This window comes from Serratia sp. BIGb0163 (assembly GCF_024809935.1).
Lineage (GTDB): Bacteria > Pseudomonadota > Gammaproteobacteria > Enterobacterales > Enterobacteriaceae > Serratia > Serratia quinivorans.
This window is the reverse complement of the sequence record NZ_JANUDZ010000001.1, coordinates 1,222,995-1,249,065: the sequence shown is the minus strand read 5'-3', so window position 1 is coordinate 1,249,065 and position 26,071 is coordinate 1,222,995. Positions and strand designations below refer to the sequence as shown.

Below are 26,071 nucleotides of genomic sequence, written 5' to 3'. Positions count from 1 at the left end.
TTGACGATGGCCGAACGCAATACGATATTACCAGCGGCATGGAACGCCCTGGTAAGCGCCCTGTGTCAGGAGGCGCCCTATTTACGCCGCTCACTGGTGCCCGAAATCACCCGTTTTAGCCAGGCACGCCAGGCTTCAGGCTGCTTGTCCGCGGCCTTTAATACCAGCCTGTTGGGGTATAACGGCTGTCCACTGGAGTTCACCGTCTCATCGTCAAAACCGCAGGCACTTTCCTGCACGCTGGACCCTTTTTTGCCACGCTATGCCGAAAATCGTGGGATTGAGGCTTTTTATCGGCACTACCAACAGATCACGGATTCACCCGCGCAGGACGATGCAGAGGCCTGTTTGGCCAGCGTCAGCCAGATGCAGGCGGTCCACCCCCTGCGGTTTGGCTCCTGGCTGGGACGCAAATATAGCCCGGAGACGGTTAAAACCAAGGTCTACTCCGAGGTACCGCCCGACGGTGCGGTGGAGGTGGTCTGGCCTGATTACCCTGCCGCGGCCTGCCAGCAGGCCGGTTTGTCACTACTGATGCTGGGTTATTACCCACAACAGGTCGACTCGCCGCGTGAATATTACTTTCAGTGGCACAGTGCGCTAATCACTGAGGCTGATATTGCGGCAGTCATGGCCTTTTTTGACTGTGAAGGGCTATTTCCGGCGTTGGCACCCCTGCTGGAGCGCGCCCGGCAACAAACTCTGAGTCGCGAAGGTTTTCCACCCACCACCTACGGTTTTAGCCTGGTCTATGGCCCCGGAGGTGAACTGGAAAGCTTCACGCTGTTTTCCATGGCGGCCAGTTTCTTTGGTGATAACCTGCGGGTGTTCCCCGCGGTACAAGCCTTGTTGACGCAAAGTGGCCAAGCCATGCCCTTGTTGCAAGGCGTCATGACCGCGCAGGTTCCCCTGCAATTCAACGTGGTGGGTTTTTCGGTGGATATGCAGGGCCGTCATGCCATCAGCTGTACTTTCAGCCCGCAAAATACCCACTTCGAAGTGCAGCCGCAGCAACCGATTTCATCCGCCAGCAATAATAATGAGGGTGCCAGTTTAAGCGCATTACTGAGTCAACAGTGTGCCAGCGGAGCCTTTGCCGCCCATGTCAGAACCCCGGACGGACGCTGGCATCTGGATGAAAACGCCTTTGTGACCGCGCAGGTGCTACGCACCCTGGATCACACCCCGCAGACCGAGCCTTATATCGAGAAAGCGCTCGATTTTTTAATCGCCTGTGAAACCCGCCCGTGCCATTTCAGCTTTTGGCCGCGTACTGCCCATCCGCAATGGATGGCGAACCAGAGTATCTGCGCCGACATTGACGACACCGCGATTATCACCGAATTGCTGTACAAGTTTGGGCGCATTTCACTGTCACAGGTCGGGGAGACGATTTCGCACATGAACGGCTATCAGCTACGCCGGGTCGATCCCCGTCAGGCCGCCGAGCAGCATCAGTGGGCGGAGTGCCAAAGTTTTCACACCTGGATGAAAGATGACAATGACATTCGCCAACTGGATTGCTGCGTGAACACCAACGCGCTGATCCTGCTCCACGCCCTGGTGAGCGGCAGCGACGCCGTGTTACCGGCTTACCGACGCATTATTCAGATGCTGAATCAGGCGCTGCAGTGGAGTGACCACCGTTACGATCGGCTCAGTTCGCTAACGCCCTATTACGCTCACCCCAACGAATGGCGCATTGCCCTGGAGTACGCCAGGCTGGCGGGGATCCCGCAACTCACGCCGCTGATTGACGCATTGGCCCACTGGCAGTGGCCCGCCGGCCAGTTGGAAAGCCCGCTGTACCGTCGGCACGACGGGCGCTTTCTCTGGACCTCCTCCTGCCTGAACCAATTCAGAACTCTGGCCCAAACCGAACGCACTGAGGATAGCCATGAATACCTTTCTCAATGACCTGGTGACACTGAACCAAATTATTCTGCTCAATGCCCGTGAGCAATTTCCTGACGTTGAGGGTAAACAGCTACGCTACCGGGCGGCAGCGCCAATGCGAGAGGATGACCTGACCGCGGAGGTCTGCACCGAGATCGTTTCAGGGGAAACCCGCTACCAGATTGCCACCAGCACCGACGGCACCAGTTGGCGCATGCAACTGGACTTTGCCCTGAATCACTCTATCCCGCAGATTCCCTATGTGGTGCTGAGCTACACCCGCTTTGGCAGCGTCGAAGAGATGATTTTTGACCAGGTATTGCTGACACCGCAGGAAAATCGCTATCAGGCACAGCTGGATCTGTACAAGCTGGAGCAACGCGATGCCTTGCTGCAGGCCTTGTCGGATTACGATGCGCAAACCACGCTGGTGGTAGCAGTCAAAACCGAGCATGGCCTCACCAACACCGTCACCGACCCAAAAGTATTCTACTTTGCCGAAAACTATTATCCGTATATTTATCAGGGCATTGTGCCGCCACCGCCGCGCCTGCAGCTGATCCTCACGCCATTGCAGTACCAGCAACTCTGGTATAACTACTATCAGGACTACGTGCGCAAGAATTACCTTTATTACCTGCCGGATACCTTCCTGCTGGGCACGGATACCGATGGCAAGCCAATGCTGTCGATATCCTTCTCCGCCGACGATCACGCTACCTCGTTGGGGGATATCAAAGTGACCTTTGACTACTTCCTGTCGCCCAAGGTCAATCAGGGCCGCATTGCCGATGCCACAGCACAGTTTTCACAAATGCAGCCGGACGCCCGGCTGGCGCCCTTCGCCAATGCAGACTCACTGGTGTTGCAGTTGGCGTTGCCCGAAGGCAAAACCGAGGAGAAAAATGCGCTGATCAACCTGCAAAGCGGCATTGTCGATTCATTCACGCTGCCCGCCCAGCAGTTCGCGTTGATCTGGGACGCGTTATTCGATCGTTCGCCGCAAAACCTGTTGCTGAAAGGCTATTTGGCGGTGCAGTTTATCGGTTTTAACCCGGATAACCTGCCGGTGATACTGGCGCTGGATGCCAAATATCAGAGTAAGGTACGTGACTTTATCAAACAGACGGCCCCGGTCGACATCTACAAAACCATTGAATTCAGAAGCGACAGCGGAGCTTACGATCCCTCTGGGCCGCGGCCTATCAAACGCATTTTGGTGAATATCGATAACCAAACCGTTGAGTTGAACAGGGAGCACCCTAATCATGACGTCACGGTCAAGGTCTCGGCATTGGATCTGATCCTCAACCCGGATAAAAAGCTGATTTATCATTACGACCTGCAGGTTTTCTACGTCGATGGCGGCATGACGCCCTACTACGATAAAACCTCCAGCTTTGAGATCATTTACGTGCCGTGAAGAGCGGTCAGTCTGCTGTTGGCATCCACAGCAGACTGCGCAAAAACAACATAATCAACCGGCCCGAGGGATCAGCCCCCCCATGGGTACGTTGCAAAGCCAACCCGTGCGCCATCGCCATGAATGCCGCCGCCAGCTCATGGGGTTCCGCGGGCGGCGTCTTACCCAACTGCTGAAACAGCGAGGCTATCACCACGCCAATTTTTGCCTGATGGGTATCCCAGACCCTTTGATACTCGATGGCGAAGGCCGGGCTGCGCTGCGCATGCAGTTGCAGCTCTATCGACAACATGCACCAGTCCACCTCCAGATTCAGGGTCGCCGACCAGGCCTCCAGCGCCGCAACGACCTGCTCCGGACTGCCCATATCACTCTGGGTCAGGCGGGTGAGCTGTGCCGCCTCGGTTTCCATATGCCGCTGCAACAGTTGCAACAGCAGATCCTCCTTGGAGGCGAAATTGGAATAGAACGCCCCCTGTGAATAGCCAGCCTCGCTGGCAATATCACGGATCGAAGTGCCGCCATAACCGCCGACAATAAATAATTGGCGAGCGGTTTCAATCAGCCGTTCTCTGGTCTGATGTTGGCTCTCCTCACGGGTTAATCGTTTTTTGATCGTTTTCATCTGTATCAACTTTACGCGGATTGTCACTACTCTATAAGCATTCAAGATATCACTTGATATTTTAAACCTCTACCACTAGATTTGGATATCACTTGAACTTTGAAATTCACTTAAGATTTTAATCATGATGAAAATAGAAACGGCATTTGTCACCGGCGCGACCGGTTTGCTCGGTAATAATCTGGTGCGTGAGTTGATCTCTCGGGGTGCCAGGGTCAAAGCTCTGGTTCGTTCCATGGAAAAAGGTCGCCAGCAGTTCGGGGAGATTGAAGGCGTTGAATTAATCGCAGGCGATATGACTGACGTCGCCGCCTTCGCTGAACACCTGCAAGGCTGCGACATCTTGTTCCATACCGCGGCCTACTTCCGTGATAATTACAAAGGCGGTAGCCATTGGCCGAAGCTGAAAGCCATCAACGTCGAGGGTACCAGACATCTGCTGGAACAGGCTTACCATGCAGGGTTACGTCGTTTTATCCATACCTCATCTATCGCCGTGCTCAACGGCGAACCGGGCCAGTCGATCGATGAAACCTGTTTACGGCGGCCCGAAGACGCCGATGATTACTACCGCAGTAAAATACTGGCGGATGACGTGGTTTTGGAATTCCTGCGGCAGCATCCGGAAATGAACGGCAGCCTGATCTTGCCGGGCTGGATGTGGGGGCCGGGCGATCTTGGCCCCACCTCTTCCGGTCAGTTGGCCAATGACGTGATGCAGGGGAAATTACCGGGACTGGTGACCGGCAGTTTTTCTGTGGTTGATGCACGAGATGTGGCAATAGCCATGATACTGGCGGCAGAGCGAGGCCAAGGAGGTGAACGTTATTTGGCCGCAGGACAACACATGACCATGCACCAGTTGGTCCCCATGCTGGGGGATATTGCCGGTGTCAAAACTCCCACCCGCACGTTGCCACTGCCATTTCTCTACCTGTTGGCGACGCTACAGGAGGCCTACGCCCGCCTCAGTGGCAAACCGGTGTTGCTCAGCCTGGCCACGGTGCGTCTGATGGTAAAAGAGGCCAACCGTTCTCATTTCAATCACGCCAAAAGTGAACGTGACCTGGGGCTGACATTCCGACCACTGGAACAAACGCTTCAGGATACCGTTGCCTGGCTGCGTAATAACAGGCCAACCTAATCCCCCGGGCAAGGGGAAACAGGGTTCCCCAGCCGTTGTCAGTTACGCCGTCTGCGACTCCACATAGCCCAGGGCCGAGCGCAATGTGGTTTCGTTAAGCGCCAGCGGCAGCAGATGAATCGACTCTCCCGCTTGCAGGGTACGCTCAATCAACCGTTTGATTTGCTCCTCATCGTGAATATCCACCTGCAGGGCAGCCAGACTCACCGGCAAAACCAGACGGTGATAAAGTGCTTTCAACTGCGCCACGGTTTCCGTCTGCCCCAACAACGCGCTTTGCACCAAAATGCCATACGCGACTTTGGTGCCATGCAGGAAGGCATCGGTCTGCGGCAATGCGGTCAGGCCGTTATGCACCGAATGCGCCGCGGCGATGCGGGTATAACGATCGCCCAGTCCGCCCACCAAACCGCCGCCGGCAATAATCGCCTCCAGCACATTAAGGAAAGCCTGACTCGATTGCCCTTCTGCCTGGGCTTTTAGCGCCGCTTCGCTTTCGTTGAGCAATACATCGCGCAGCGTCAGCGCGGTATTAAGACCCAGCTGGACGGTGAGCGGCAAACGTTCCGGTTGTGGACTGAGTACCACGGCTTCATACCATTTCGCCAGGGTGTCGCCGATACCGGCCAGCAAATACTCTTTTGGCGCACGCAGGATAATTTCCGGCTCCACCAACACCAGATGATTGGCATCGTCGAAGATCTCATAGCGCAGGGCCTGCCCCTGATCGTTATACCAGACCGAAAGCGGCGTCCAGGCGGCACAGGTCGCGGCAATGGTCGGGATCGCCACCAACGGCAGCCCCAGCCGACGCGCCACCACCTTGGCAGTGTCCAGTACCGCACCGCCGCCAACGCCAATCACCACCTGCCGGTCTGTTCCCGCCTGACGCACAATGTCTTGTACCGTGCTTTCACTGCAGTGACTGTTAAACAACACCCGACGGGCATCGGCAGCATCAAACACCGCCGGCAGCCAGGGTTTGGCCGCGGCCAGCGCACGTTCGCCATACAACCACAGCGCGTTGTTCAGCTGTTGCGGGGAATAAAATTGCGTCAGTTGGTCAATGGCCCCGGGGTAAGCAAAATAGTTGGCGGGGCCGGCGACCACGCGAATGTGGCTATCACTCATGTTCAAGTCCTTATTTTGTCTGATCTTGCCATCATAAAGGCGAGTTTAGCGTTGCCTAATACTCTTTAGCATTAGCTTATGATTTTTCGTTCATTGTCATCCGTTCAGCCCACGTGGAAACTGACGGCTTCAATTCATTCTTTGAATAAACAACCATCCCAATGGTGACGATGAATTGTCCTCCCGTTTTTTAATGATGCTTAACCATGCAGGGTAAAACTTAATGAAACTGTTCAACACCTCATTACTGGCGTTAAGCCTGTTCGCCGTGTTTCCCGCGTTCTCCGCCTCAACAACCGCACCCGTCCCGGCGGCGATCGCCAATCATCAGGGGCCAATCCGCATCGCGGTGATCCGCAATCTGGGTTCAGACGACAATACCACGCAGTTTGTCTCCGGGGCGGTGCAGGAAGGCCGCAAATTGGGTTTCCAGGTCAATACCTTCCTGACCAACGGTGACGACGCCAAGTTCCAGGATTTCGTTAATCAGGCGATCAGCCAGAAGTACGACGGCATTATCCTGTCTCAGGGGCGCGATCCCTATTCCACCGCCCTGCTGAAACGCATTGCCGACAACGGCATTGCGGTTGCGGCCTTTGATACCGCAGTACAGGGCGAGATCCCAGGCGTTACCGTCAGCCAACAGGATGATGCTTCGTTGACCGATCTTTCATTCGGCCAACTGGTGAAAGACTTCGACGGCAAAGCCAATATCGTCAAGCTATGGGTGGCGGGTTTCCCACCGATGGAGCGGCGCCAGGCGCAGTATCAGAAACTGCTGAAAGATCAGCCTGGCATCAAAGAGCTGGAGTCAATCGGCGCGGTATCCTCCGACGTACAAGGCGACACGGCCAACAAGATCGGCGCTATTCTGGCCAAATATCCAAAGGGTAAAATCGACGCTATCTGGGGAACCTGGGATGCCTTCAGCCAGGGGGCTTATAAAGCCCTGCAGGAAAATGGCCGCACCGAAATCAAACTCTACAGCATTGATATCTCTAACCAGGATTTGGCGCTAATGCGTGCCAAGGGCAGCGCCTGGAAACTCAGTGTGGCCGTAGATCCCAAGCTGATTGGCGCCGTTAACCTGCGTTTGGTCGCCAATAAGATTGCCGGTGAGAAAACCCCGGCAACCTATGAATTTAAAGCCGCCGCCATCCCGCAAGACCTGTTGCTCAGCCACCCGGAGGCCACCAATGTCGCTTCTTTGGTAAAAGTCATTCCTGGCTGGGGCAAATCGGACGATTTTATTGCGCCGTGGTTCGCCACGCTTGAAGCGCAACAGGCTAAAAAATAAGGAGCGATGATAATGGCATCGCCAGCGCTTCCCCACCCCGAATACAGCCGCAACATGCGGCTGATCGGTCACAGCGATCAGGGCGGTAAGCCTGACGGTGTGCAGGTTATGGTTCACCGAGGCTATGCCTATATCGGGCATATGGTTTCGCAGGGGTTTTCTATTATCGACGTGCGTGACGTGAAAAATCCGCGCGCTGCCGGTTTTTTCCCCGCGCCACCGGGCACCTGGAACGTACATTTGCAGGCGCATGATGATTTGTTGCTGGTGATCAACGCCCGCGATCTGTTTGCCGACACCCGTTTTGCCGATGAAAAGGTCTACTACACCCGAGCCATCAGCCAGACGGTGTCAGGCAATGATGCCCGCGGCTGGAGTGCCGGAGTGCGCATTTTCGATATTTCAACGCCGGACCAGCCGCAAGAGATCGGTTTTTTGGCGCTGGAGGGGATCGGTGTCCACCGCATCTGGTATGTCGGTGGCCGCTGGGCCTATGTTTCCGCCCTGATTGACGGCTACAGCGATTACATTTTTCTGACCGTCGATTTGGCCGATCCACGTAACCCGCAGATCGCCGGACGCTGGTGGCTGCCAGGCATGCACAGCGCCGGGGGTGAAACGCCCAACTGGCCGGAAGGCAAACGCTACGCCCTGCACCATGCCATTATCAGCGGCGACACCGCCTATGCCAGTTGGCGCGACGGTGGGTTAACCCTGTTGGATATTAACGATCGCAGCCAACCGCAGTTAATTGCCCATCGCAACTGGAGTCCGCCGTTTGGCGGCGGCACCCACACCGCACTACCGCTGCCGGATCGGGATCTGCTGGTGGTGCTGGATGAGGCGGTACTCGACAATCAGCAGGACGGCGAAAAGCTGATTTGGCTGTTTGATATTCGCCAACCGGCCAACCCGGTGAGCATCGCCACTTTTCCGCAACCGGATGAACGCGACTATGTCAGTAAAGGCGCGCACTTCGGCCCGCATAATCTGCATGAGAATCGCCCCGGCAGCTTTGTCAGCTCAACGCTCATTTTCGCCACCTACCAAAATGCCGGAGTCCGCGCCTACGACATCAGCAACCCGTATCAGCCAAAAGAAACCGGCGCGTTGGTGCCCGCTGCACCGGAAAGGATGATGGATAAACGCCCTGACCGACCACGGGTGATCCAGTCCTGCGACGTGTTTGTCGACGCACAAGGGATTATCTACAGCACGGATTACAACGGCGGTTTGTCGATTATCGAATATTTGGGTTGAATATTCAGCGTTGTAACGATCATTTTGCGCCGATTGGCATAAGATGATTGGACGTCAAACAGGATCAACATAAGGGGCAACATGTTTAGTCATATCACCGTAGGCGTCAGCGATCTGGATAAAGCCGCCACATTTTACGATGCCATTTTGTTGCCGCTAGGGTTAAAACAACGCCCGGTCACGCCAGATGGCGGCCCCGCCGCACGTTGCTGGGTGATGCCTGAACAGGCATTGCCGCGCTTTTATGCCTACCAGCCGTACAACCGACAGCCGGCCAGTGCCGGCAACGGTAGCATGGTGGCGTTTACCGCCCAAAATGAACAACAGGTGCGTGAAGCCTATTCCGCCGGCATCGCGGCGGGCGGGACTTCGGAAGGTGAAGCCGGCGAACGCGCTCATTACGGCAAAGGTTATTTTGGTGCCTACCTCCGTGATCCCGACGGCAACAAAATCCATATCGCCTACCGGGGTGACCTGCTGTAATCAGCGTCCCGTTTAATGGCGGCACGGCTCCTGATGGTCATTACCAGTGCAATGGCCACCAATACGCCAGCCGCCAGATAGGTCACTCGCATGCCATTGGATATCGCCTCGGCGGTCGCCAATTTGATATCGTCGGCGTTCGCCGCCAGCATAAACAACGCGCCCATGGCAGAGGCACCGGTGATCAAACCCAGATTGCGTGAGAGATTGATCATGCTGGAGATCACTCCGCGCTGCTCAGGGGCCGCATGCTTCATCAATGCCGTGTTATTGGCCACCTGAAATAGCGAGTAACCCAGGGTAATCAGGCAAAGAGGGGCCACGTAGCCGAAAACACCCTGCCTGATTGACATCATCGACATTACTCCCGCGCCGACGACCATGATCGCCAGCCCCACGGCAGTTGTTCTTGCCGCTCCCAGGCGATCAACCAGTCGGCCGGCAGGCACACCGAACAAAGCGGCCACCAGCGGCCCGGCTGACATCGCCAACCCGGCCTGTCCCACCGTCAAGCCCAAACCGCGCGTCAGGTAAAACGGCCCCACTACCAGCGACGTCATCATCACCGTCATCACCAGTGCGCTCATCATTAACCCACTGCTCAGCCCTGGCTGGCGGAACAGTGCCGGCTGTATCAAAGGCGATGCCGTGGTATTTTCCAGCCGCACAAACAGTCCGATCCCCAGCCCCGCGCACAGCAACAACAGCAAATTGATGGCACCGAAATCACCATGCCCCAGCGTCATCGACAGTGCATAGCAGGCCAGTGTCACACCAAGCAGCAAAGTGCCGGGTAAATCAAACCTGCCGCTCTCCGATTGCGGTTGCGGCCGACCGTGCGGCAGATAACGGTAAGCCAGCAGCAAGGCCATCAGGCCCAGCGGAAAGGTAACCAAAAACACCGCACGCCAGCCAAAGCCAAAAATCAATGCGCCACCAAGCGAAGGGCCCAGCGCGGTGCCAATCGCCGACATGCTGCCAAGCAGCCCCATGGCACGGCCGGTATTTTCTTTCCCCAACGTCTCACCGACCAGCGCCATGGTCATCGCCATCATCACTGCCGCTCCCAGCCCTTGTGCAATACGGGCGGAGAGCAGCAGCCAGATATCAGGTGCCATGGCACAGAGTGCGGAAGCGACGCTGAACAGGCCAATCCCCAGCAGCAACAGGCGACGTCGGCCAATGCGGTCGCCCAGACGCCCGACCGCGATGATGGAGGTGGTAATGCTCAGCAGATAGACGATCATTACCCACTGCACCGCCTGAAACGAGGTGTTAAACGCCAGCGCCAGCGAGGGCAAACCGATGTTGGCGATACTGGCACCCAGTGAGGAAACCAGCATGGACAAGGAAAGGCTGGCGAGGATCCCACCGATATGGGGGCTGGGGGCGGTATGCTGAGTAATTGGCTTCATAGTCTGACTCCTGAAAGAACCTGTCAGTAGCCTATGCCAGCCAATAACCTGGCGGAAGGCGCAGCATATGCAGTTTATTAGTGCATGCTACGCCATATCACTGTTTGTACTGGGCAGCATTAAGGAGCAAACCTCAAAACCGGATCAGGCAGATGATGGGCAATACCCTCAAGGAGACAATATGAACATGGACCTGCTGTTTGATGATCTGTCAGTACGCGCGGTGCAATACAATGCCCGCAACTCGGTAGAGGATTTTGACGCCTGCATGACGCAATACGCGACGCTGGCTACCCAGGCCAAGGCGCAAACGCCGGGGATTTATGACATCCACTACGGCATGGGCATTGCCGAACGTCTGGATCTGTTCCCGGCCGCCAACCAGCCTGCGCCACTGTTGGTCTTTATTCACGGTGGATATTGGCACTCCCAACGCAAGGAAGAAGCCTGCTCGATGGCCGCCAGCTTCACCCGCCACGGCGTAGCGGTGGCCACGCTGGAATATACCCTGCAGCCGGAAGCCACACTGGCGGAAATCGTTCGTGAGGTGCGCAGCGCGATAGCCTGGCTTTATCACCATGCCGGCCAATATGGCATCGATCCCGAGCGTATTTTTGTCAGTGGCAGCTCGGCGGGCGGCCACCTGAGCGGCATGCTGATCGCCGATGACTGGCAGCATCTTTATCAGGTGCCGGTCAATGTGATTAAAGGGGCGCTGGCGCTAAGTGGCTTGTACGATATTCGCCCGCTGTGTGATATCTACGTGAATGACTGGATGCGTCTGACGTCAGAACAGGCGGCAACGCTCAGCCCGCTGTTTATGCTGCCGGAAAAGGCCAATGCGCCACAGATCCTGCTCGACGTAGGAGCCAAAGAAACCCAGGGCTTTAAAAACCAGACGCTGGCTTATTACGCCGCCTGTCGTGAAAAAGGGCTTAATGTCACGCTGCTGGAAGACCGACACTGCAACCATTTCACCCTGGTGAACGAGTTGGCTAATTCTGACAGTGCCATGTTCAAACGCGTCATGGCGATGATTATGTAACGCCGCCCAAACGGCAGAATAGCGCCCGGCTATTCTGCCAAGGTCATTTTATTAAGATCAATTGCGCCTTTGCTATGCACAAAATTGACTAAGGCGAAGGCAACTCCGTATTGCTTCGCTCTCTCTGGGCTACCTGCTCCCTTTCATATTCCATTTGGAAATATGAAAGTCCCGTTCGTTCTTTCGGCCCCGGCAAAATCGCCACACAATGAAGTCTGAATTGCAGCTCCATGCATAACCGCATAAAAAATCAGGTTTTATATCTTGTCATCGCTCATAACCGCTCAATTTGCCCGACTGGTGCTGGATAGCCGGCCCGAAGCCTCCGCCCTGCTGGCCGCCCGTGTTGGGGTGATGGATTATTTCGCCTGCGCATTGCCTATTGCCCAGGGCGCAATCACCGACAGTGGGCTGGCGGCGGTGAAAACGGTATTCCCACCTGTCGGGCCAGAGAACCGCGCGCTGTATTTTGGCTATGTCAGCCACTCGCTGGATTTTGATGATTATCACCCCGCGCTACGCGGTCACCCGACCACGGTGGTGCTGTCTGCGCTGTTAGCGCTGACCGGCGATACCCCGGACGTTAATGCGCTGCTGAGTGCCTATGCCGTCGGCGTTGAAGCCGCCGGGCGACTGGGGCTGGCTGCGGGAACCCAGCATTATCAGTTGGGTTTTCACAGCACCGCCACCCTGGGAGCGATGGCGGCCAGTGCGGCTGCGGCGCGTTATTTACAACTGACACCACAACAGACCCAGATCGCACTCGGGCTGGCCGCCACCCAGGCCGCCGGGTTGCGCAGCCAGTTTGGTTCGGCCGCCAAACCGCTGCATGCGGGACTGGCGGCACGCGCGGCGGTACATGCGGTGTTGCTGGCTCAGGCGGGTTTTATCGGTCAGTCGGAAGGCGTGATAGACAGCCTGTTGCACTCGCACGGTGACGGACGGCAGCGGCCGGAACTGCTGACCGCCGACTGGGGCGTCCCCTGGCGCATTCTGCAACCGGGCCTGGAGTTTAAACGCTACCCGACCTGCGGCGGTACCCACAGCGCCGCCGAAGCGGCATTCATCCTGCGTGAGCGCCTGCTCGAACAAGGCATTACCGCCGCTGATATCCCTGCGGCAATCCGCCACATTCAGGTCAGTTTTCCGCCTGGCGCCGATACCGCGCCCTATATTCGTCGCCCGTCAAACGGGGTCGAAGCACGTTTCAGCCTGGAGTATGTCATCGCCGATGCGCTGTACAGCGGTAGCGTGCCGCTGATGCACTACGGCGAAAACCCGGTTGATCCGCTGATTGCTGCTCTGGCGGCGCGGGTTGAGCGCCACGCCGACCTGACGGCTCCACCGGATGAACTGGATGCAGAATTACGCTTCCACCGCGTGACCTTAACCCTGCATGACGGCCGCCAGTTAAGTGACATTGTCACCAGAAAGCAAACTGCCGCCCGCCAAACCGACGTCAACGCCAAGCTGCGCAGCATTCTGCAACTGTTGCCGCATTTGGACAGTGACCGCGTGATCGGCGACTGCGCCTTAGCGCAGCCCGAGGCGCTGCTACGTTTAATCAAATTATTAAATCAATAATAAATATAGGAATAATTATGAGTACTTCACCTTCAACACCATCGCGTCAATTACGTCTCGGCCTGTTTGTTCAGGCGCTGGGCCACCACGTCGGCGGCTGGCGTGCCGCCGGTGCCAGTGGTTCTCCTACGGACATTGACTGGTTCACCTGGATCGCTCAAAAGGCCGAAGAAGGCACCTTTGACATGTTCTTCGTCGGCGATGCGCTGGCAACCAGCGTACACCGTTTGCCCTCTACGATGTCGCGCCTGGAGCCGCTGACACTGTTGGCTGCGCTGGCGGTGAATACCCGTCATATCGGGCTGGCGGCTACCGCCTCCACCACCTTCGATCAACCCTTCCATCTGGCACGCGCCATGGCCTCCATCGACCATATCAGCCACGGCCGTGCCGCCTGGAACGTGGTGACGTCATTCTCCAGCGATGCCGCTCGCAACTTCAGCCGTGACGATCTGCCCTCACACGCCGAGCGCTATGAAGTGGCACGCGAGTTCCTGGAGGCCAGCTACAAACTGTGGGACGGCTGGGAAGAAGATGCCATCGTGCGTGACAAAGAAAACGGTGTGTACGCCATTGACGAGAAAATTCATGCCGCCAACCACAAGGGCAAACATTTCTCGGTACAGGGGCCGCTGAATATTTCACGCTCTCCGCAGGGCCGCCCGGTGATTATCGAAGCCGGTTCCTCACCGGCCGGGCAGCAGTTGGCGGCAGAAACCGCCGAGGTGGTGTTTACCGCCGCCGCCACGCTGGAAGAAGGCCAGGCTTTCTACCGCAGCCAGAAGAAATTTGTCGCCGATGCCGGTCGCAACCCGGATCACTTGCTGATCCTGCCGGGCGTGATGCCGATCATCGGCCGTACCAAGGCCGAAGCGCAGGAAACCTGGTATCAACTCAATCAGTTGGTAGATATCGATAACGGCATCGAACAACTTTCTGCCCGTTTTGGCTTCGATTTGAGCGGCTTGCCGCTTGACGGCCCGGTACCGGACGTTGGCGCGACCGAAGGCGGCCAAAGCCGGGTGAAACTGCTGACCGATCTGGCAGCGCGTGAAAACCTGACGCTGCGTGAACTGGCTGCCGTGGCCGCCGGTTCTCGCGGACATCGCGTGGTGGTGGGCACCGCCGAAGAGATCGCCGATGACTTCCAACTGTGGCTGGAACAGCAAGGCGCCGACGGCTTTAACATTATGCCTGCGGTGCTGCCGAACCAATTGGAACTGTTCGTCGAACTGGTGATCCCGGAGTTGCGCCGTCGCGGTCTGTTCCGCGAGGAGTATCAATACTCAACCCTGCGTGAAAACCTGGGCCTGCCGCAACCGGCAATCAACTTCGCCAACGTTAAATCGGCTTAATTCGCAGGGGAACATCATGAAAATCACCATTAAACGCACCGCTCTGTCCCTGCTGTTGGCCTCCGCTACACTGGCACCGTTGGCCAGCGGTTTCGCCGCCGAAGGCGATGTGCCCTTCCGTGCTGCCGTGAAAGCCAGTGCCGATCCGGCGCTGCACGACAGCCTGCCTGAAGCCATCAAAAAGGCCGGTTACATTGTGGCGGGTACCAACCCGAATACCCCACCCACCACCTTCTATGAAGCGGATAACAAAACGCTGGCCGGTCGTGAAATTGATGTGATGAGCGCGATTGCCGATCGTCTGGGCGTCGCCATTCACTGGAAAGATACCGGCGGTTTCGACAATATCATTCCCGGCCTGAAATCCGGCCGCTATGACGTGGCGCTGGCCAATATCGATGCCAACAAAAAACGCTTCCAACAGGTTGATTTTGTCGGCTATTACAACGCCTCCAAACTGGCACTGATTGCCCGTAAAGATGCGGCACTGGGGCCATATACCGATCTGGCGCAGCTTTGTGGCCAAACCGTCGGTGCGGGTGCAGGCACTTCGCAAATCACCCGTTTGCAGCAGGCCAGCGAACAATGCGTCAGCGGCGGCAAACCGGCCATTACCATTCCGATTTTCCCAGACCGCCCGGCCGGGGTTCAGGCGGTGATCAGCGGCCGGGTGCCGATGTTCTTCGGCCCTTATGAAGGCTTGCGTTACCAGGCGACCCACGTTAAGCCACTGGCGCTGGCCGGTGATATCAACATTGAAGGCACTACGGTGGCCATCGCCTTGCCGAAAGGCTCAGAGCTGGTGAAACCGGTACAGGCGGCGCTGAACTCGCTGATTGCCGATGGCAGCTATCAGAAAATCCTCGACGGCTGGGATATCGGTTTTGGCGCGGTGAAAACCGCCGGTATTAATGAAGAGATCGCAAAATGAGTGGGCAATACCCTACCGACGATGCCGAGCTGCGCATTGTCGGTCATCGGCATTACGGCCGCTGGTTCAGCGCACTGCTGGTGCTGCTGATCGTTGGCATTATCGCCCATTCGATGCTGCATAACCCGCGTTTCGAATGGGCCGTGGTGGCGGAAAACTTCACCGAAGAGTCGATTATCAACGGCGTGATCATGACGCTGAAGCTGACGGTGATTTCAGTGATCTTCGGCTTCGCCGGCGGCGTGCTGCTGGCACTGATGCGCCTGTCTGCTAATCCGGTGCTGGTGGCGGTGAGCTGGTTCTATACCTGGTTCTTCCGCGCGGTACCGATGCTGGTGCAGCTTTTCCTGTGGTACAACATCGCCGCGCTCTATCCGCGCATCAGCCTGTGGATCCCATTCCTTGGGGAAGTTGCCAGCGCACCAACCAATACCATTATCAGCACCTTCAGCGCGGCGGTGATCGCCCTGGTAATGCATCAATCGGCTTACGCGGCAGAGATTGTTCGTGCCGGTATCCAAAGCGTCGGCAGCGGTCAGTTGGAAGCCGCCAAGGCACTGGGTTATCGCCGTGGGCAAATCCTGTGGCGGGTGGTTTTGCCGCAGGCAATGCGCACTATTTTGCCACCGGCCGGTAATGAGGTGATCGGGCAGCTTAAAACTACCGCGGTAGTGTCGGTGATCGCCCTGCAGGACGTATTGTATTCGGCGCAGATCATCTACCAGCGCACCTACGAAGTCATTCCGCTGCTGCTGGTGGCCACGCTGTGGTATCTGGTGATGACTTCAATTTTGTCGATCGGCCAGCACTACGTTGAACGCTACTTTGGTCGAGGCAGCCAGGCCAGCCACAGCAACTGGCTGTTTCGCCGCCGCAAGGCGTCGGTTGGCCAGTCACAGGGAGCTGAATCATGAGCGCTGCCATTCACATTAATCAGGTTCGCAAGTCCTTCTCCGGCACCGAAGTGTTGAAAAATATCAGCCTGCAGATCCCGGCCGGCTCGGTCACGGTGATCCTTGGCCCTTCCGGCTCGGGCAAATCGACCTTGCTGCGCTGCATCAACCACCTGGAAAAACTCGATGGCGGCACCATTCGCGTAGGCGAACAGCTCATCGGCTATCGCCAGAAAGGCAATCACCTGTATGAACTGAAGGAGCGTGAAGTCGCCGAACAGCGTAAAAGCATCGGCATGGTGTTCCAGCAGTTCAACCTGTTCCCCCACCGCACGGTGCTGGAAAACGTGACGGAAGCCCCGCTCCTGGTTAAAAAGGAAAAGAAAACCGTGGTGCTGGAGCGCGCAAAAGCATTGCTGACCCGCGTCGGGCTGGAACATCGCATTCACGCCTGGCCACGCGAGCTTTCTGGCGGTCAGCAACAGCGGGTAGCGATTGCCCGCGCGCTGGCGATGAACCCGGAGGTACTGTTATTCGATGAGCCAACCTCTGCGCTCGATCCCGAGTTGGTGGGTGAAGTGTTGCAGGTGATGAAAGGTCTGACACATTCCGGCATGACCATGGTGGTAGTGACGCACGAAATCGGCTTTGCGCGCGAAGTGGCGGATCAAATCATCTTTATGGATCAAGGGAAAGTGGTGGAAACGGGGACGGCACAGCAGGTGCTGGATGCACCACAGCACCAAAGAACGCGGGACTTCCTGGCAACGGTACTCTAAAACTGCATCGGGGGCATTGCGCCCCCGATCATTAAATTCAGTCTTTTTTTCGGCCAATGGCAGAGAAAAGATTACACAGCTCACCCAGACCATAAATCGAGCCAAGCAGTACGGCTATCATTACCGGCACCAGGATCACCACGGTTGCCAAACTCTCAATCATTTCTAACATCGTCGTTTCCTGGTTTTAAACAGAGAACCCTCTTCTGAACCCGAGGTTTCCCCTTATTTATCTTGAGGTTATTTTTTTGGTCGGTTCCAATCTGTGATACAGATCACACCACCATTTGGCTAATGTAACTGACACAGTTGCATTACCGCAATACAAAAAAATGCTCTCTTCCGGAGGCCAGAACACGACCACCGGGCACTTGCCTTTCCCGTAGGGGCATCTTCAATGCTGCCGAACAAGGGTATGTCCGGCAACTTGGGTTAACTCAATCCTCAGCGTTATCCATCAGCATCTCAACAAATACGATTAGCATTGTATTTATTCAAAATTTAATTTTATTTAACCGGAGGCCTTCTCTCTCCATCCAATTGTTTTTGATGGGAATACATATTTTTAATTGCCACAAAAAGCAATTATTAGAAATCAACAGCAAGAATGAAGTAGTTGATGCCGTCCAGATTATGCAAAAATAATAGAAGTAGCTTATCGCCACCTCAGCAAGCATTATTAAATTCAGATATAAAACCTCAGGTTGTTAAATTTTTGTTTCAGGGAGAGACTAATGAAATTAAAAGAAAAGAAACGTTTAGGGGCTTCAGCGATCAAAATTCCTTTCGCAAATATGAATAGAATACAAGTCGTTAGCCGCCACAATCGCCAGCAAAAGCCTAAGCCAGGGATAATCACCAAACTGACATCCATGACCGTCAATCATCGGGCATCGACGTCACCGGTAAAAATGAAAAAAACGGCCATTCAATGGATGGAAAATTATGCCTGGCATGGCGTATTTATAATCAGTGGGTTATTTTGGTTGGCGGTTATGGGGTTTATTTGGTTTTTAACTTCACTGTAGAAACCGGTATGGTATTTCATCTCCAGTCCAACCAGATGAAATACCCTACGTATAAGTAACACGATTCTGTTTTATATTTACATCCATGTTTATCAGTCATGTGTAAATGTGTTGGATACATGTTGCACCGCGGTGTCCATCCGCAACATCTTGCTGCTTTGCACCAGCACCTCACCCAATGTCCCCTGACCGGAAACCATAATGTGCGGATGAACCTTCGGATTTTTCACGGTTCCGCATGATGACCGTTCCAGTCGCCGTACAAACTGGCGATTTAATCAACAAACCAGCGTATGACTGCAACGAGTTAAAATCTGGCCGCTCAAAATTAAGAATATTTACCTATTCTAATTTCCTGCGCAGGAATACATTCATCTCAACTTTTACCGACCGATTAACCTGTGCTTTCTTTGTCGGTTAATTAGGCAATTTACCAGGAAACTCTTATGAACTTTAAACGTGCCGCAGGTGTGATGGTTGTTGTTATGGCAACTCTTTCAGTAACTGCATGTGGGAATATGTCTCACCGCGATCGCAACACCGCTATCGGTGCCGGCGTCGGTGCATTGGGTGGTGCGGTATTGACCGACGGTAGCACGCTGGGGACCTTGGGCGGCGCAGCGTTGGGCGGCATCATCGGTCACCAAACCAGTCGTTGATCCCAGCGGCAAAAAATATCAGTCTCAGATCGGTTATTATCTATTTAAAATAACCGATCTGAAATTCACACCTTTCTATTACTTTTATCATCTGAGCTAAAAACTTAATATCCCCACGTCATTTCATCCCAATAAAATAAAACCCACTTATAATAGAAACACTGGCACTACCGCCACCCACTCTCGCTTTTCAACGACGCCACGACGGATGTTACTGCTGTTCTGACTCGGCCATTTTTATTTCTTGACTTACACAACCTCAGGATTATAGTTTTCAAATAAAATTTGAAACAAAGTTTCGTATTTGAAACTTTACCAAACTTAAAATAATAAACACTTAACTAAAACTTGTCTCATATATAAAACTCAGCGAGAAATTCCATTATTTCATGGCGGAATAGGCTCGTTTTTTAAAACGTCAGCTTTCATCAGGGGAAAGTCATGCGCAAAGCCTTTATCGCATTTTTACTATTTTCACCAATGAGTTACGCTAACACCCTCACCCCCGTCAGTGAGAAGCCTGCCACGAAACCTGAGGCAAAAAAGAGTAGTCCGGCATTCCCGCATCTGCATTGGCAAAATGAGGAAAATAATAAAAACATTGATATCGGTGGTGCATTACGCGCCAACTATCGTTATGAAGACTGGGGCAGCAGTAATTACCGCAACCCACCCCACTTGCGTTTTGATACCTTTCGCATCGATGCCAGTGGCAATTATAATGACGCCTTCTTTGATTCCGGCTTTTGGTTTCAGGATCGCCGAAAATACGCCATCGACCGTGCCTATGTCGGCTATCACCTGAGCGGGAATTCTGACCTGCAGCTGGGCGCACCTTTCAAACCCTTTGGTTTGCAGCCTTATCCCCAGTTCGGCTGGTCCTACGGCATCCCGTTTTATCTCGGTTTCGGGGTCAATAACGGGTTGGGCGCAAAATACCAATTCCATGACCAGGGCTGGGCGCTGGATGCCGCCTATTTCCCCCGCATGATGCCGGCAGGCGTGCGCTATGCACCGGAAGTGGGCAATTTCGACGATCTGAAAAATACCAACTACGGTTCGCAACATTTGCAAGCTAACGAGAAGCGCGACCAGGTGAACCTGCGCCTGGCGCGTGAATTCCATCAGGGTGACTGGAACAACGAACTCGGCGCTTCGCTGGCGGTTTCCCGGCTCTATAATCATGACACTGGGGATAATGGCACCTACTGGGCGACAGGTCTGCATGCTTTGGTGAACTACGATCCGTGGCATCTGTCGTCACAAGTAATCCGTTATTCTTATGACGCCAAGGGACCTGAGGGAGCCAACAACTCGGTAATCTTAATGGGGGGTAACGGCCTGACGCCTGCCTATTTAATTCCGGCGCAGGCCACCACGGCGTCAATCAACCTGGCGCGTGATGTCGAGGTGCCCTGGGGGCCGGTGAAAAAACTGCGTTTTTATAACGACTACAGCGTGCTGTGGAAGGATAAGGACGGCGGTTCTGATTCTAAAATGAATACCCTTGGGGTGCAGATCTTTGCCCTGCCGTTGATGGTGTGGGTTGATCTGACCTGGGCGCAAAACGCCAATCCCTGGGGCGGTGCCGAAAACGCCACCGGCTGGACCAGTACTCAGTCTTCCGGCAGCAATAAATGGTATTTCCGCACTAACCTGAACATCGGCTATTACTTCTGATCCGTTTCCCCCTCCAGCGAGGGGGAAAGATGGTGTTAGCCCTTAACCTGAGACACCACATTCAACGGTTGGGCGTCAGGCAGGATATTCATATGTTCCAGAACCTGAGCCATGATTTTGCCAAACACCGGGCCGGCTACCGAACCACCGAAGTGTTTGCCGGCTTTCGGGTTGTTAACCATTACCACCAGCGCTACCTGCGGATCGCTGGCCGGGGCGACACCGGCGGTGTAGTTGATGTAACCGCCGTCGTATTTGCCATTAGGCCCCATCTTCTCTGCGGTACCGGTTTTAATCGCCAACCGATACCCCGGCACTGCGGCGCTGAGCCCGCTGCCACCCGGTAAAGCATCGCTTTCCATCATATGCACCACGGTTTTTACCGTATCCTCCGGCAGGATGCGCTGCCCCATTACCGGTGGCGTGACTTTAGTTATCGACAATGGGCGATAAACGCCGTAGGAACCGATGGTCGCATATTCACGCGCCATCTGTAGCGGCGTTACCCGCAGGCCATAGCCGAAGGAGAAGGTCGCCCGTTCGATATCCGCCCAGCGCTCACGGTGTTGCGGCAGGTAGCCGCTGCTCTCGTTACCAATCCCCAGGTCAGTCGGCAGCCCCAGGCCAAAGCTTTTGTAAACGGCCGGCAACACGGTGGCAGGCAGTGCCAGCGCGATATGTGAAACGGCGATGTCACTGGATTTTTGCAGTACCCCGGTAATGGTCAGTTTCGACCAGTGGCCCACGTCCTTGATTAAATGACCATTGACCCGGTAAGGCGTGGTATCCAGCACGGTATCCGGCCTGATTAAGTGGTGCTCCAGCCCAACCATCACCACCACGGGTTTTACCGTGGAGCCTGGTTCGAAACTGTCGCTGCTGCATACGTTGCGAATATCTTTTGACGGCGTATCCGCATAGTTGTTTGGGTTAAATGACGGGTAGCTGGCCATGCCCAGCACCTCGCCGGTGTTCACCTTCACCAGCACGGCACAACCGGAGTCTGCCTGGTTGGCGACCACGCCGTCGCGGATCTGTGCATACAGCACGTACTGGATAAATTTGTCGATGCTCAGCGTGACGTTCGGCGGCGGCACAGGATCGACGTTCTTGATCACGCCAATCACCGCCCCGCTGCCATCCTTCTGGTATACGCGCAATCCGTTCTTGCCTTGCAGCAGGTGGTTAAAGCCCAGCTCGATGCCTTCCAGCCCCTGATTATCCTGTCCGACAATACCGATCAGCCCGGCGGCATCCTGGCTCATCGGATAAAAGCGGCTGAAGTCCTGCTCGGTGCTGACGCCGGTCAAATGCAGCTTGCTGATATAGCTGGCATTATCATCTTCAACCTTACGGGCCAGATAGACAAAACGCTTATGGGCGTTGGTCTGGATCTGCTTTTGCACCTCAGTCAGCGGCATTTTCAGCACGTTGGCCAGGCTCTGCCAACGTTCATTGGTGAGGTCGGTATGGCTATCGAGAATATGTTTGGGATCCAGCACGATATCGCGTGAAGACACGCTCACGGCCAGCGCTTCACCATTGCGATCGGTGATCATCCCCCGGTTGGTCGGCAACACCTGGGTGCGGATCGAACGCTGATCCGCCTGGTCAGTCAGTTGTTGATGCTCCAACAGTTGTAAATAGCCCACTCGAAACGCCAGCAGGAAAAAGCAAACCAGTATCCCGGCGCAAATCCAGCCAAAGCGAAGGGTTGAATAATTTTTACCGCTTTTTTTTATTAATGGCGCCACTGTTAACCCTGCGTTTTTATTAAGGTTATGTAATGATTTCAGTCTAACCTGACGAAAATCTTTAGAAGATTGCAGTTTGTAAGAAAGTAAAAACAAACGCGTTTACTGTTGCACATCCGCGCTGTCGTTTAACTCCGGTTTAACTTCCTGCCCTTGTTCAGGCTGCGGGGCGTTGGCCGGGTCAAATATGTGGTCGAGGATCGCCCGCGCGGTCGGCCCTGCCACAACACCGTCGCCACCGCCGTTTTCCAGAATCAGCGCCATCGCCACCCGTGGATTTTTATAGGGGGCAAACAGCGTATAGAAGATATGGTCACGCAGCCGCACCGGGATCATTTTGGCGTTATAGGTCTGATTTTCTTTCAGCCCAAACACCTGCGAAGTCCCGGACTTGGCGGCAATTTGGTACGGCGCGGTGTGGAACAGCTTGTAGCCGGTTCCGTTTGGCAGGTTGGCCATGCCATACATGCCGTTGCGCACAATGCCCCAATACGGCGATTTGGCATCGCCAATCTGCGCGGCCTGCTTCGGCGGCAAATAGCGCGTGACCTGGTTACCCTGACGCATGGAATACAACAGATGAGGCGTCTTCACCTTGCCGTTATTGATAAGCGTGGTGAGTGCCTTCACCATCTGGATTGGCGTGGCGACCCAATAGCCCTGGCCGATGCCCACCGAGATAGTGTCCCCCTGGTACCAGGTTTTTTTATGCACCCGCTGCTTCCATTCGCGGCTTGGCAAGACACCGCGATATTCTTCGTTAAGGTCAATTCCGGTAGCCTGGCCGTAACCAAACTTGCTCAGCCAGCTATGAATGCGGTCAATGCCCATTTCATAGGCCACCTGATAGAAGAAGGTATCGGCGGACTCTTCAATCGCCTTGGTCACGTTCAGCATCCCATGACCGGTTTTAAGCCAGTCGCGATAACGGCGTTGGGTACCTGGCAACGTCCAGGTCGGTGCGCCAAAGAAGGTGGTATTGGGGGTAATCACCCCGGCAAACAGTGCAGAGGTCGCCATGAAGGGTTTCACTGTGGATGCCGGTGGGTACAGTCCCTGGGTTACGCGGTTTATCAGCGGCAAATCGGGGTTGGCCAACAGAGATTTATAGGCGGAGTAACTGATGCCTTTCACGAAAGGATTGGGATCGTAGCTGGGGCTGGAAACCATCGCCAGAATGCCGCCGTCACGCGGGTCTTCAACCACCACCGCCGCTCGCTGCCCTTTGAGCACCGATTCGATATATTGCTGCAGTGGCAGATCGAGCGTCAGGTAAATGTTTTTGCCCGCCTGTGGCGGTTGTTCTTTCAGCAGGCGTATCACGCGGCCGTGGTTATCCACCTCCACTTCCTGATAGCCGGTGGTGCCGTGCAGTTCAGACTCGTAATAAGCCTCAATGCCCTGCTTGCCGATATTGTGGTCGGCGGCATAGTTCTCACTCAGACCGGCTTTATCCAGCCGCTTCAAGTCACTATCGTTGATTTTCGATACGTAGCCCACCACATGAGCCAGTTCGGCACCGTACGGATATTCCCGTTGCTGGTAGGTATCGATGGTTACCCCATCAAAGCGGTACTGATTGACCGCAAAGCGCGCCACCTCGGTCTCGGTCAGCCCGCTTTTCAGCGTCACCGGCTTGTAGCGACCGTTATGGTGCATATCATCGCGAAAGGCGGTGATATCTTCCGGGGTCAGATCGACAATCGGCGTCAGCTCTTGCAGCAACGCGGTCATGTTTTCGATTTTGCTGGGAATGATCTGGATTTGGTACAGCGTGATGTTACGTACCAGCGGGGTGCCATTGCGGTCGAAGATCAGCCCACGACTCGGGGCAATGGGCACCATTTTAATGTCGTTCTGATTGGAGCGAGTTTGGTAGAACCCATGCTGTTTGACCTGTAATCGATACAGGTTGGCGACCAGCACGCCAAAACAGGCAACGACCAGCACCATTGCCACGCCGGCACGGCGAATAAACAGCATTTCCTCTGCGGAATGGTCACGAATTTTATCTTTTAATAGGGCCATGCGTGGCGAGTTACCTGTCAGACGTCACAATTTCCCAAGATAAATCAGGGCAGTGAAAAGTCGGCAAGCATAGCGTTATTGGCAAGGGCTCCCCATTAAAAGGTTGCTAATGAAATGGCATAAATGTTTCAGCATGTTGGAATGTTACCAAATGCCGATTTTTCTGCCGCTCAGGGATTGAGCCGTGATTTATGCCGGGCTACAATGTGACGCAGATCACACTAATTCATTTTTGCCCGCACGGCCCCCCGCCGACTGCGGCTTTTTCCAAGGACCATGTTCGATGAGTGCCATTGCCACAGGTTTTATCATGATGCGCTGGGAGTTACTGAGCGCCGTTATGATGTTTATGTCCAGCCAGCTAAACGTCGTTTGCCGCAAGACCAGCCGCAACGGCATGGCATTTATGTTCAGCAGCCTGGGGCTGTTCACCACCTGCTGGTTCGTCATGGGCCTGATGGGCATCAGTTTCAGCCAGGAAGGCTTTACGCAGTTCTGGTCCCACGCCTGGGATATGTATGTCGAAGTCGTCAGCAACACCCCCACCGACTGGCCACTGCCCTGAGCCAGAATGGAGAGGCAAGGCGTGACGCGTTTTGCCTGTCCTCTATATTGCGTTTGAGCGTCGGTGGTAACATCCCGTTATTACCCAAAGGTTCATAAAATAAATAAAATATAAAGTAGCCGTCTGAAACGCATACCGGCTTATGCTGGCCCCAGACAACCTTGTCACACTGACGGGAAGGCAAACTTCCTGCTCACCTTTCCTGTTCCCCCCTTAATTAATCCAGAATCCGGCTTAATACTTAACCGATGACTGGCCTGGCTGATGGATAGCCATGCGCCGCCATCAGGATGCGTCATGATTTCTGCTTCTGCCCGTATTGCCGACAACAGCGTGATTGAGCCAGGCGTGATTATCGGTGCCCGCGTGAGTATCGGCCCTTTTTGCTTCATTTCCGCCGGGGTTGAGATAGGTGAAGGCACCACTATCGCCTCGCACACGGTGATTAATGGCCTAACGCGCATCGGCCGCGACAATGTTATCGGTCAGTTTTCCTCGATCGGCGAAGCCAGTCAGGATCTGAAATATGCCGGTGAGCCGACCACGCTGACCATCGGCGATCGCAATCGCATCGGCAAATACGCCACCCTGCATCGCGGTACGCTGCAAGGCTGCCAACGCACCGTCATCGGTCATGACAACGACCTGCGCGACAATGTGCATGTTGCCCATGACTGCATCATCGGTGACGGCGCTTACCTTGGCGATCACAGCGGCCTGGCGGGTCATGTTGAATTAGGCGATGCCGTCTGGGTCGGCGTTCGGTGCGCGGTACATCAGTTTTGCATTATCGGTGCCCATGCGCGATTAGCCGACGCCACCCTTCTGGTGCAGGACCTGCCTCCCTTTGTGCAGGCTGGCGGTCATCGCGCCAAACCTGATGGTCTGAATCTGGCTGCACCTGCTTTTCTGGCCGCCGACCCGCAACAGCAACGGGTGATTCACTCGCTGTATGACATGCTCTACCACCGGGCGATGCCGCTGGAGGAGGTTCGGCAGGAAGTGACTCACCTCAGCGTGGAATACCCGCTGCTGAGCCTGTTCCTCGATTTCTTCACGCGCTCGACGCGCGGCATTATCCGCTGAGCAACGTGGC

General features: G+C 55.1%; 23 protein-coding genes. 17 read left to right on the top strand and 6 right to left on the bottom strand.

Annotation, left to right across the window (positions count from 1 at the left end; genetic code table 11):
• Positions 1 to 6 precede the first annotated feature (6 nt).
• Positions 7 to 1,917, top strand: a complete 1,911-nt coding sequence (locus M2406_RS06105; protein ID WP_259189267.1) for a hypothetical protein — start codon at positions 7 to 9, stop codon at positions 1,915 to 1,917.
• Positions 1,898 to 3,319 (top strand): hypothetical protein, encoded by a 1,422-nt coding sequence (locus M2406_RS06100; protein ID WP_012145102.1) that lies wholly within the window; start codon positions 1,898 to 1,900, stop codon positions 3,317 to 3,319. Before M2406_RS06105 ends, M2406_RS06100 begins: the two co-directional genes overlap by 20 nt.
• Positions 3,320 to 3,326: 7 nt before the next feature.
• Here M2406_RS06100 and M2406_RS06095 read toward each other — a convergent pair whose 3' ends face one another.
• On the bottom strand, positions 3,327 to 3,944 hold the full coding sequence (locus M2406_RS06095) for a TetR/AcrR family transcriptional regulator (protein WP_218216955.1): 618 nt from the start codon (positions 3,942 to 3,944) through the stop codon (positions 3,327 to 3,329).
• A 124-nt stretch (positions 3,945 to 4,068) separates the two neighbouring features.
• Here M2406_RS06095 and M2406_RS06090 point away from each other — a divergent pair, with 124 nt between their 5' ends.
• Positions 4,069 to 5,088: an SDR family oxidoreductase gene (locus M2406_RS06090; RefSeq protein WP_259189263.1), complete on the top strand. Its 1,020-nt coding sequence runs from the start codon at positions 4,069 to 4,071 to the stop codon at positions 5,086 to 5,088.
• 42 nt (positions 5,089 to 5,130) lie between these two features.
• Here M2406_RS06090 and M2406_RS06085 read toward each other — a convergent pair whose 3' ends face one another.
• A complete protein-coding gene (locus M2406_RS06085) occupies positions 5,131 to 6,219 on the bottom strand; it encodes an oxidoreductase (RefSeq protein ID WP_259189261.1) in 1,089 nt (362 codons plus the stop codon).
• Between the two features lie 223 nt (positions 6,220 to 6,442).
• Between M2406_RS06085 and M2406_RS06080 the strand changes: the two genes are divergently transcribed.
• The 3 genes from M2406_RS06080 to M2406_RS06070 all read left to right on the top strand — a co-directional run bounded on the left by M2406_RS06080 (position 6,443) and on the right by M2406_RS06070 (position 9,259).
• Entirely contained in the window at positions 6,443 to 7,516 is a 1,074-nt protein-coding gene (locus tag M2406_RS06080) for a sugar ABC transporter substrate-binding protein (protein WP_259189259.1), read from the top strand.
• A gap of 12 nt (positions 7,517 to 7,528) precedes the next feature.
• On the top strand, positions 7,529 to 8,776 hold the full coding sequence (locus tag M2406_RS06075; protein WP_259189258.1) for an LVIVD repeat-containing protein: 1,248 nt from the start codon (positions 7,529 to 7,531) through the stop codon (positions 8,774 to 8,776).
• An 81-nt stretch (positions 8,777 to 8,857) separates the two neighbouring features.
• Positions 8,858 to 9,259 carry a VOC family protein gene (locus M2406_RS06070; RefSeq protein WP_259189256.1) on the top strand — a complete coding sequence of 134 codons (402 nt, stop codon included), beginning with the start codon at positions 8,858 to 8,860 and terminating at the stop codon, positions 9,257 to 9,259.
• Here the strand turns inward: M2406_RS06070 and M2406_RS06065 are convergent.
• On the bottom strand, positions 9,238 to 10,674 hold the full coding sequence (locus tag M2406_RS06065) for an MFS transporter (RefSeq protein ID WP_259189253.1): 1,437 nt from the start codon (positions 10,672 to 10,674) through the stop codon (positions 9,238 to 9,240). The genes M2406_RS06070 and M2406_RS06065 overlap by 22 nt on opposite strands.
• Before the next feature lie 181 nt (positions 10,675 to 10,855).
• Between M2406_RS06065 and M2406_RS06060 the strand changes: the two genes are divergently transcribed.
• The 6 genes from M2406_RS06060 (at position 10,856) to M2406_RS06035 (ending at position 17,261) form a co-directional block, all read left to right on the top strand.
• Entirely contained in the window at positions 10,856 to 11,719 is an 864-nt protein-coding gene (locus M2406_RS06060) for an alpha/beta hydrolase (protein ID WP_012145094.1), read from the top strand.
• A 264-nt stretch (positions 11,720 to 11,983) separates the two neighbouring features.
• Positions 11,984 to 13,303, top strand: a complete 1,320-nt coding sequence (locus tag M2406_RS06055; protein ID WP_259189250.1) for an MmgE/PrpD family protein — start codon at positions 11,984 to 11,986, stop codon at positions 13,301 to 13,303.
• A gap of 17 nt (positions 13,304 to 13,320) precedes the next feature.
• A complete protein-coding gene (locus M2406_RS06050; protein WP_112363392.1) occupies positions 13,321 to 14,658 on the top strand; it encodes an LLM class flavin-dependent oxidoreductase in 1,338 nt (445 codons plus the stop codon).
• A 16-nt stretch (positions 14,659 to 14,674) separates the two neighbouring features.
• A complete protein-coding gene (locus M2406_RS06045; protein ID WP_135344339.1) occupies positions 14,675 to 15,589 on the top strand; it encodes an ABC transporter substrate-binding protein in 915 nt (304 codons plus the stop codon).
• The gene (locus M2406_RS06040) at positions 15,586 to 16,503 is read left to right on the top strand and encodes an amino acid ABC transporter permease (protein WP_259189246.1); all 918 of its coding nucleotides are present in this window, start codon (positions 15,586 to 15,588) and stop codon (positions 16,501 to 16,503) included. The genes M2406_RS06045 and M2406_RS06040 overlap by 4 nt, the downstream gene beginning before the upstream one ends.
• On the top strand, positions 16,500 to 17,261 hold the full coding sequence (locus tag M2406_RS06035) for an amino acid ABC transporter ATP-binding protein (protein ID WP_012145089.1): 762 nt from the start codon (positions 16,500 to 16,502) through the stop codon (positions 17,259 to 17,261). Before M2406_RS06040 ends, M2406_RS06035 begins: the two co-directional genes overlap by 4 nt.
• A 37-nt stretch (positions 17,262 to 17,298) precedes the next feature.
• On the opposite strand, the gene M2406_RS06030 is transcribed toward M2406_RS06035, so the two are convergent.
• Positions 17,299 to 17,433, bottom strand: coding sequence for an AcrZ family multidrug efflux pump-associated protein (locus M2406_RS06030; RefSeq protein ID WP_017892788.1), 135 nt, complete (start codon positions 17,431 to 17,433; stop codon positions 17,299 to 17,301).
• A 562-nt stretch (positions 17,434 to 17,995) separates the two neighbouring features.
• On the opposite strand from M2406_RS06030, the gene M2406_RS06025 reads away from it, so the two are divergent.
• From M2406_RS06025 to M2406_RS06015, 3 genes are all read left to right on the top strand, one after another.
• Positions 17,996 to 18,289, top strand: a complete 294-nt coding sequence (locus tag M2406_RS06025; protein ID WP_259189243.1) for a hypothetical protein — start codon at positions 17,996 to 17,998, stop codon at positions 18,287 to 18,289.
• Between the two features lie 446 nt (positions 18,290 to 18,735).
• A complete protein-coding gene (gene osmB, locus M2406_RS06020; protein ID WP_017892786.1) occupies positions 18,736 to 18,948 on the top strand; it encodes an osmotically-inducible lipoprotein OsmB in 213 nt (70 codons plus the stop codon).
• 441 nt (positions 18,949 to 19,389) lie between these two features.
• Complete coding sequence (locus tag M2406_RS06015) at positions 19,390 to 20,628, top strand: hypothetical protein (RefSeq protein ID WP_135344340.1); 1,239 nt, start codon at positions 19,390 to 19,392, stop codon at positions 20,626 to 20,628.
• A gap of 35 nt (positions 20,629 to 20,663) precedes the next feature.
• Here M2406_RS06015 and M2406_RS06010 read toward each other — a convergent pair whose 3' ends face one another.
• Together M2406_RS06010 and mrdA are read right to left on the bottom strand one after the other, a co-directional pair.
• A complete protein-coding gene (locus M2406_RS06010) occupies positions 20,664 to 22,382 on the bottom strand; it encodes a penicillin-binding transpeptidase domain-containing protein (protein WP_017892784.1) in 1,719 nt (572 codons plus the stop codon).
• 102 nt (positions 22,383 to 22,484) lie between these two features.
• Complete coding sequence (gene mrdA, locus M2406_RS06005) at positions 22,485 to 24,410, bottom strand: penicillin-binding protein 2 (protein ID WP_259189241.1); 1,926 nt, start codon at positions 24,408 to 24,410, stop codon at positions 22,485 to 22,487.
• A 283-nt stretch (positions 24,411 to 24,693) separates the two neighbouring features.
• On the opposite strand from mrdA, the gene M2406_RS06000 reads away from it, so the two are divergent.
• Both M2406_RS06000 and lpxA read left to right on the top strand, forming a co-directional pair.
• Positions 24,694 to 24,975, top strand: a complete 282-nt coding sequence (locus M2406_RS06000; protein WP_012145083.1) for a YjcB family protein — start codon at positions 24,694 to 24,696, stop codon at positions 24,973 to 24,975.
• A 297-nt stretch (positions 24,976 to 25,272) separates the two neighbouring features.
• On the top strand, positions 25,273 to 26,061 hold the full coding sequence (gene lpxA / locus M2406_RS05995) for an acyl-ACP--UDP-N-acetylglucosamine O-acyltransferase (RefSeq protein WP_135344343.1): 789 nt from the start codon (positions 25,273 to 25,275) through the stop codon (positions 26,059 to 26,061).
• Positions 26,062 to 26,071 lie beyond the last annotated feature (10 nt).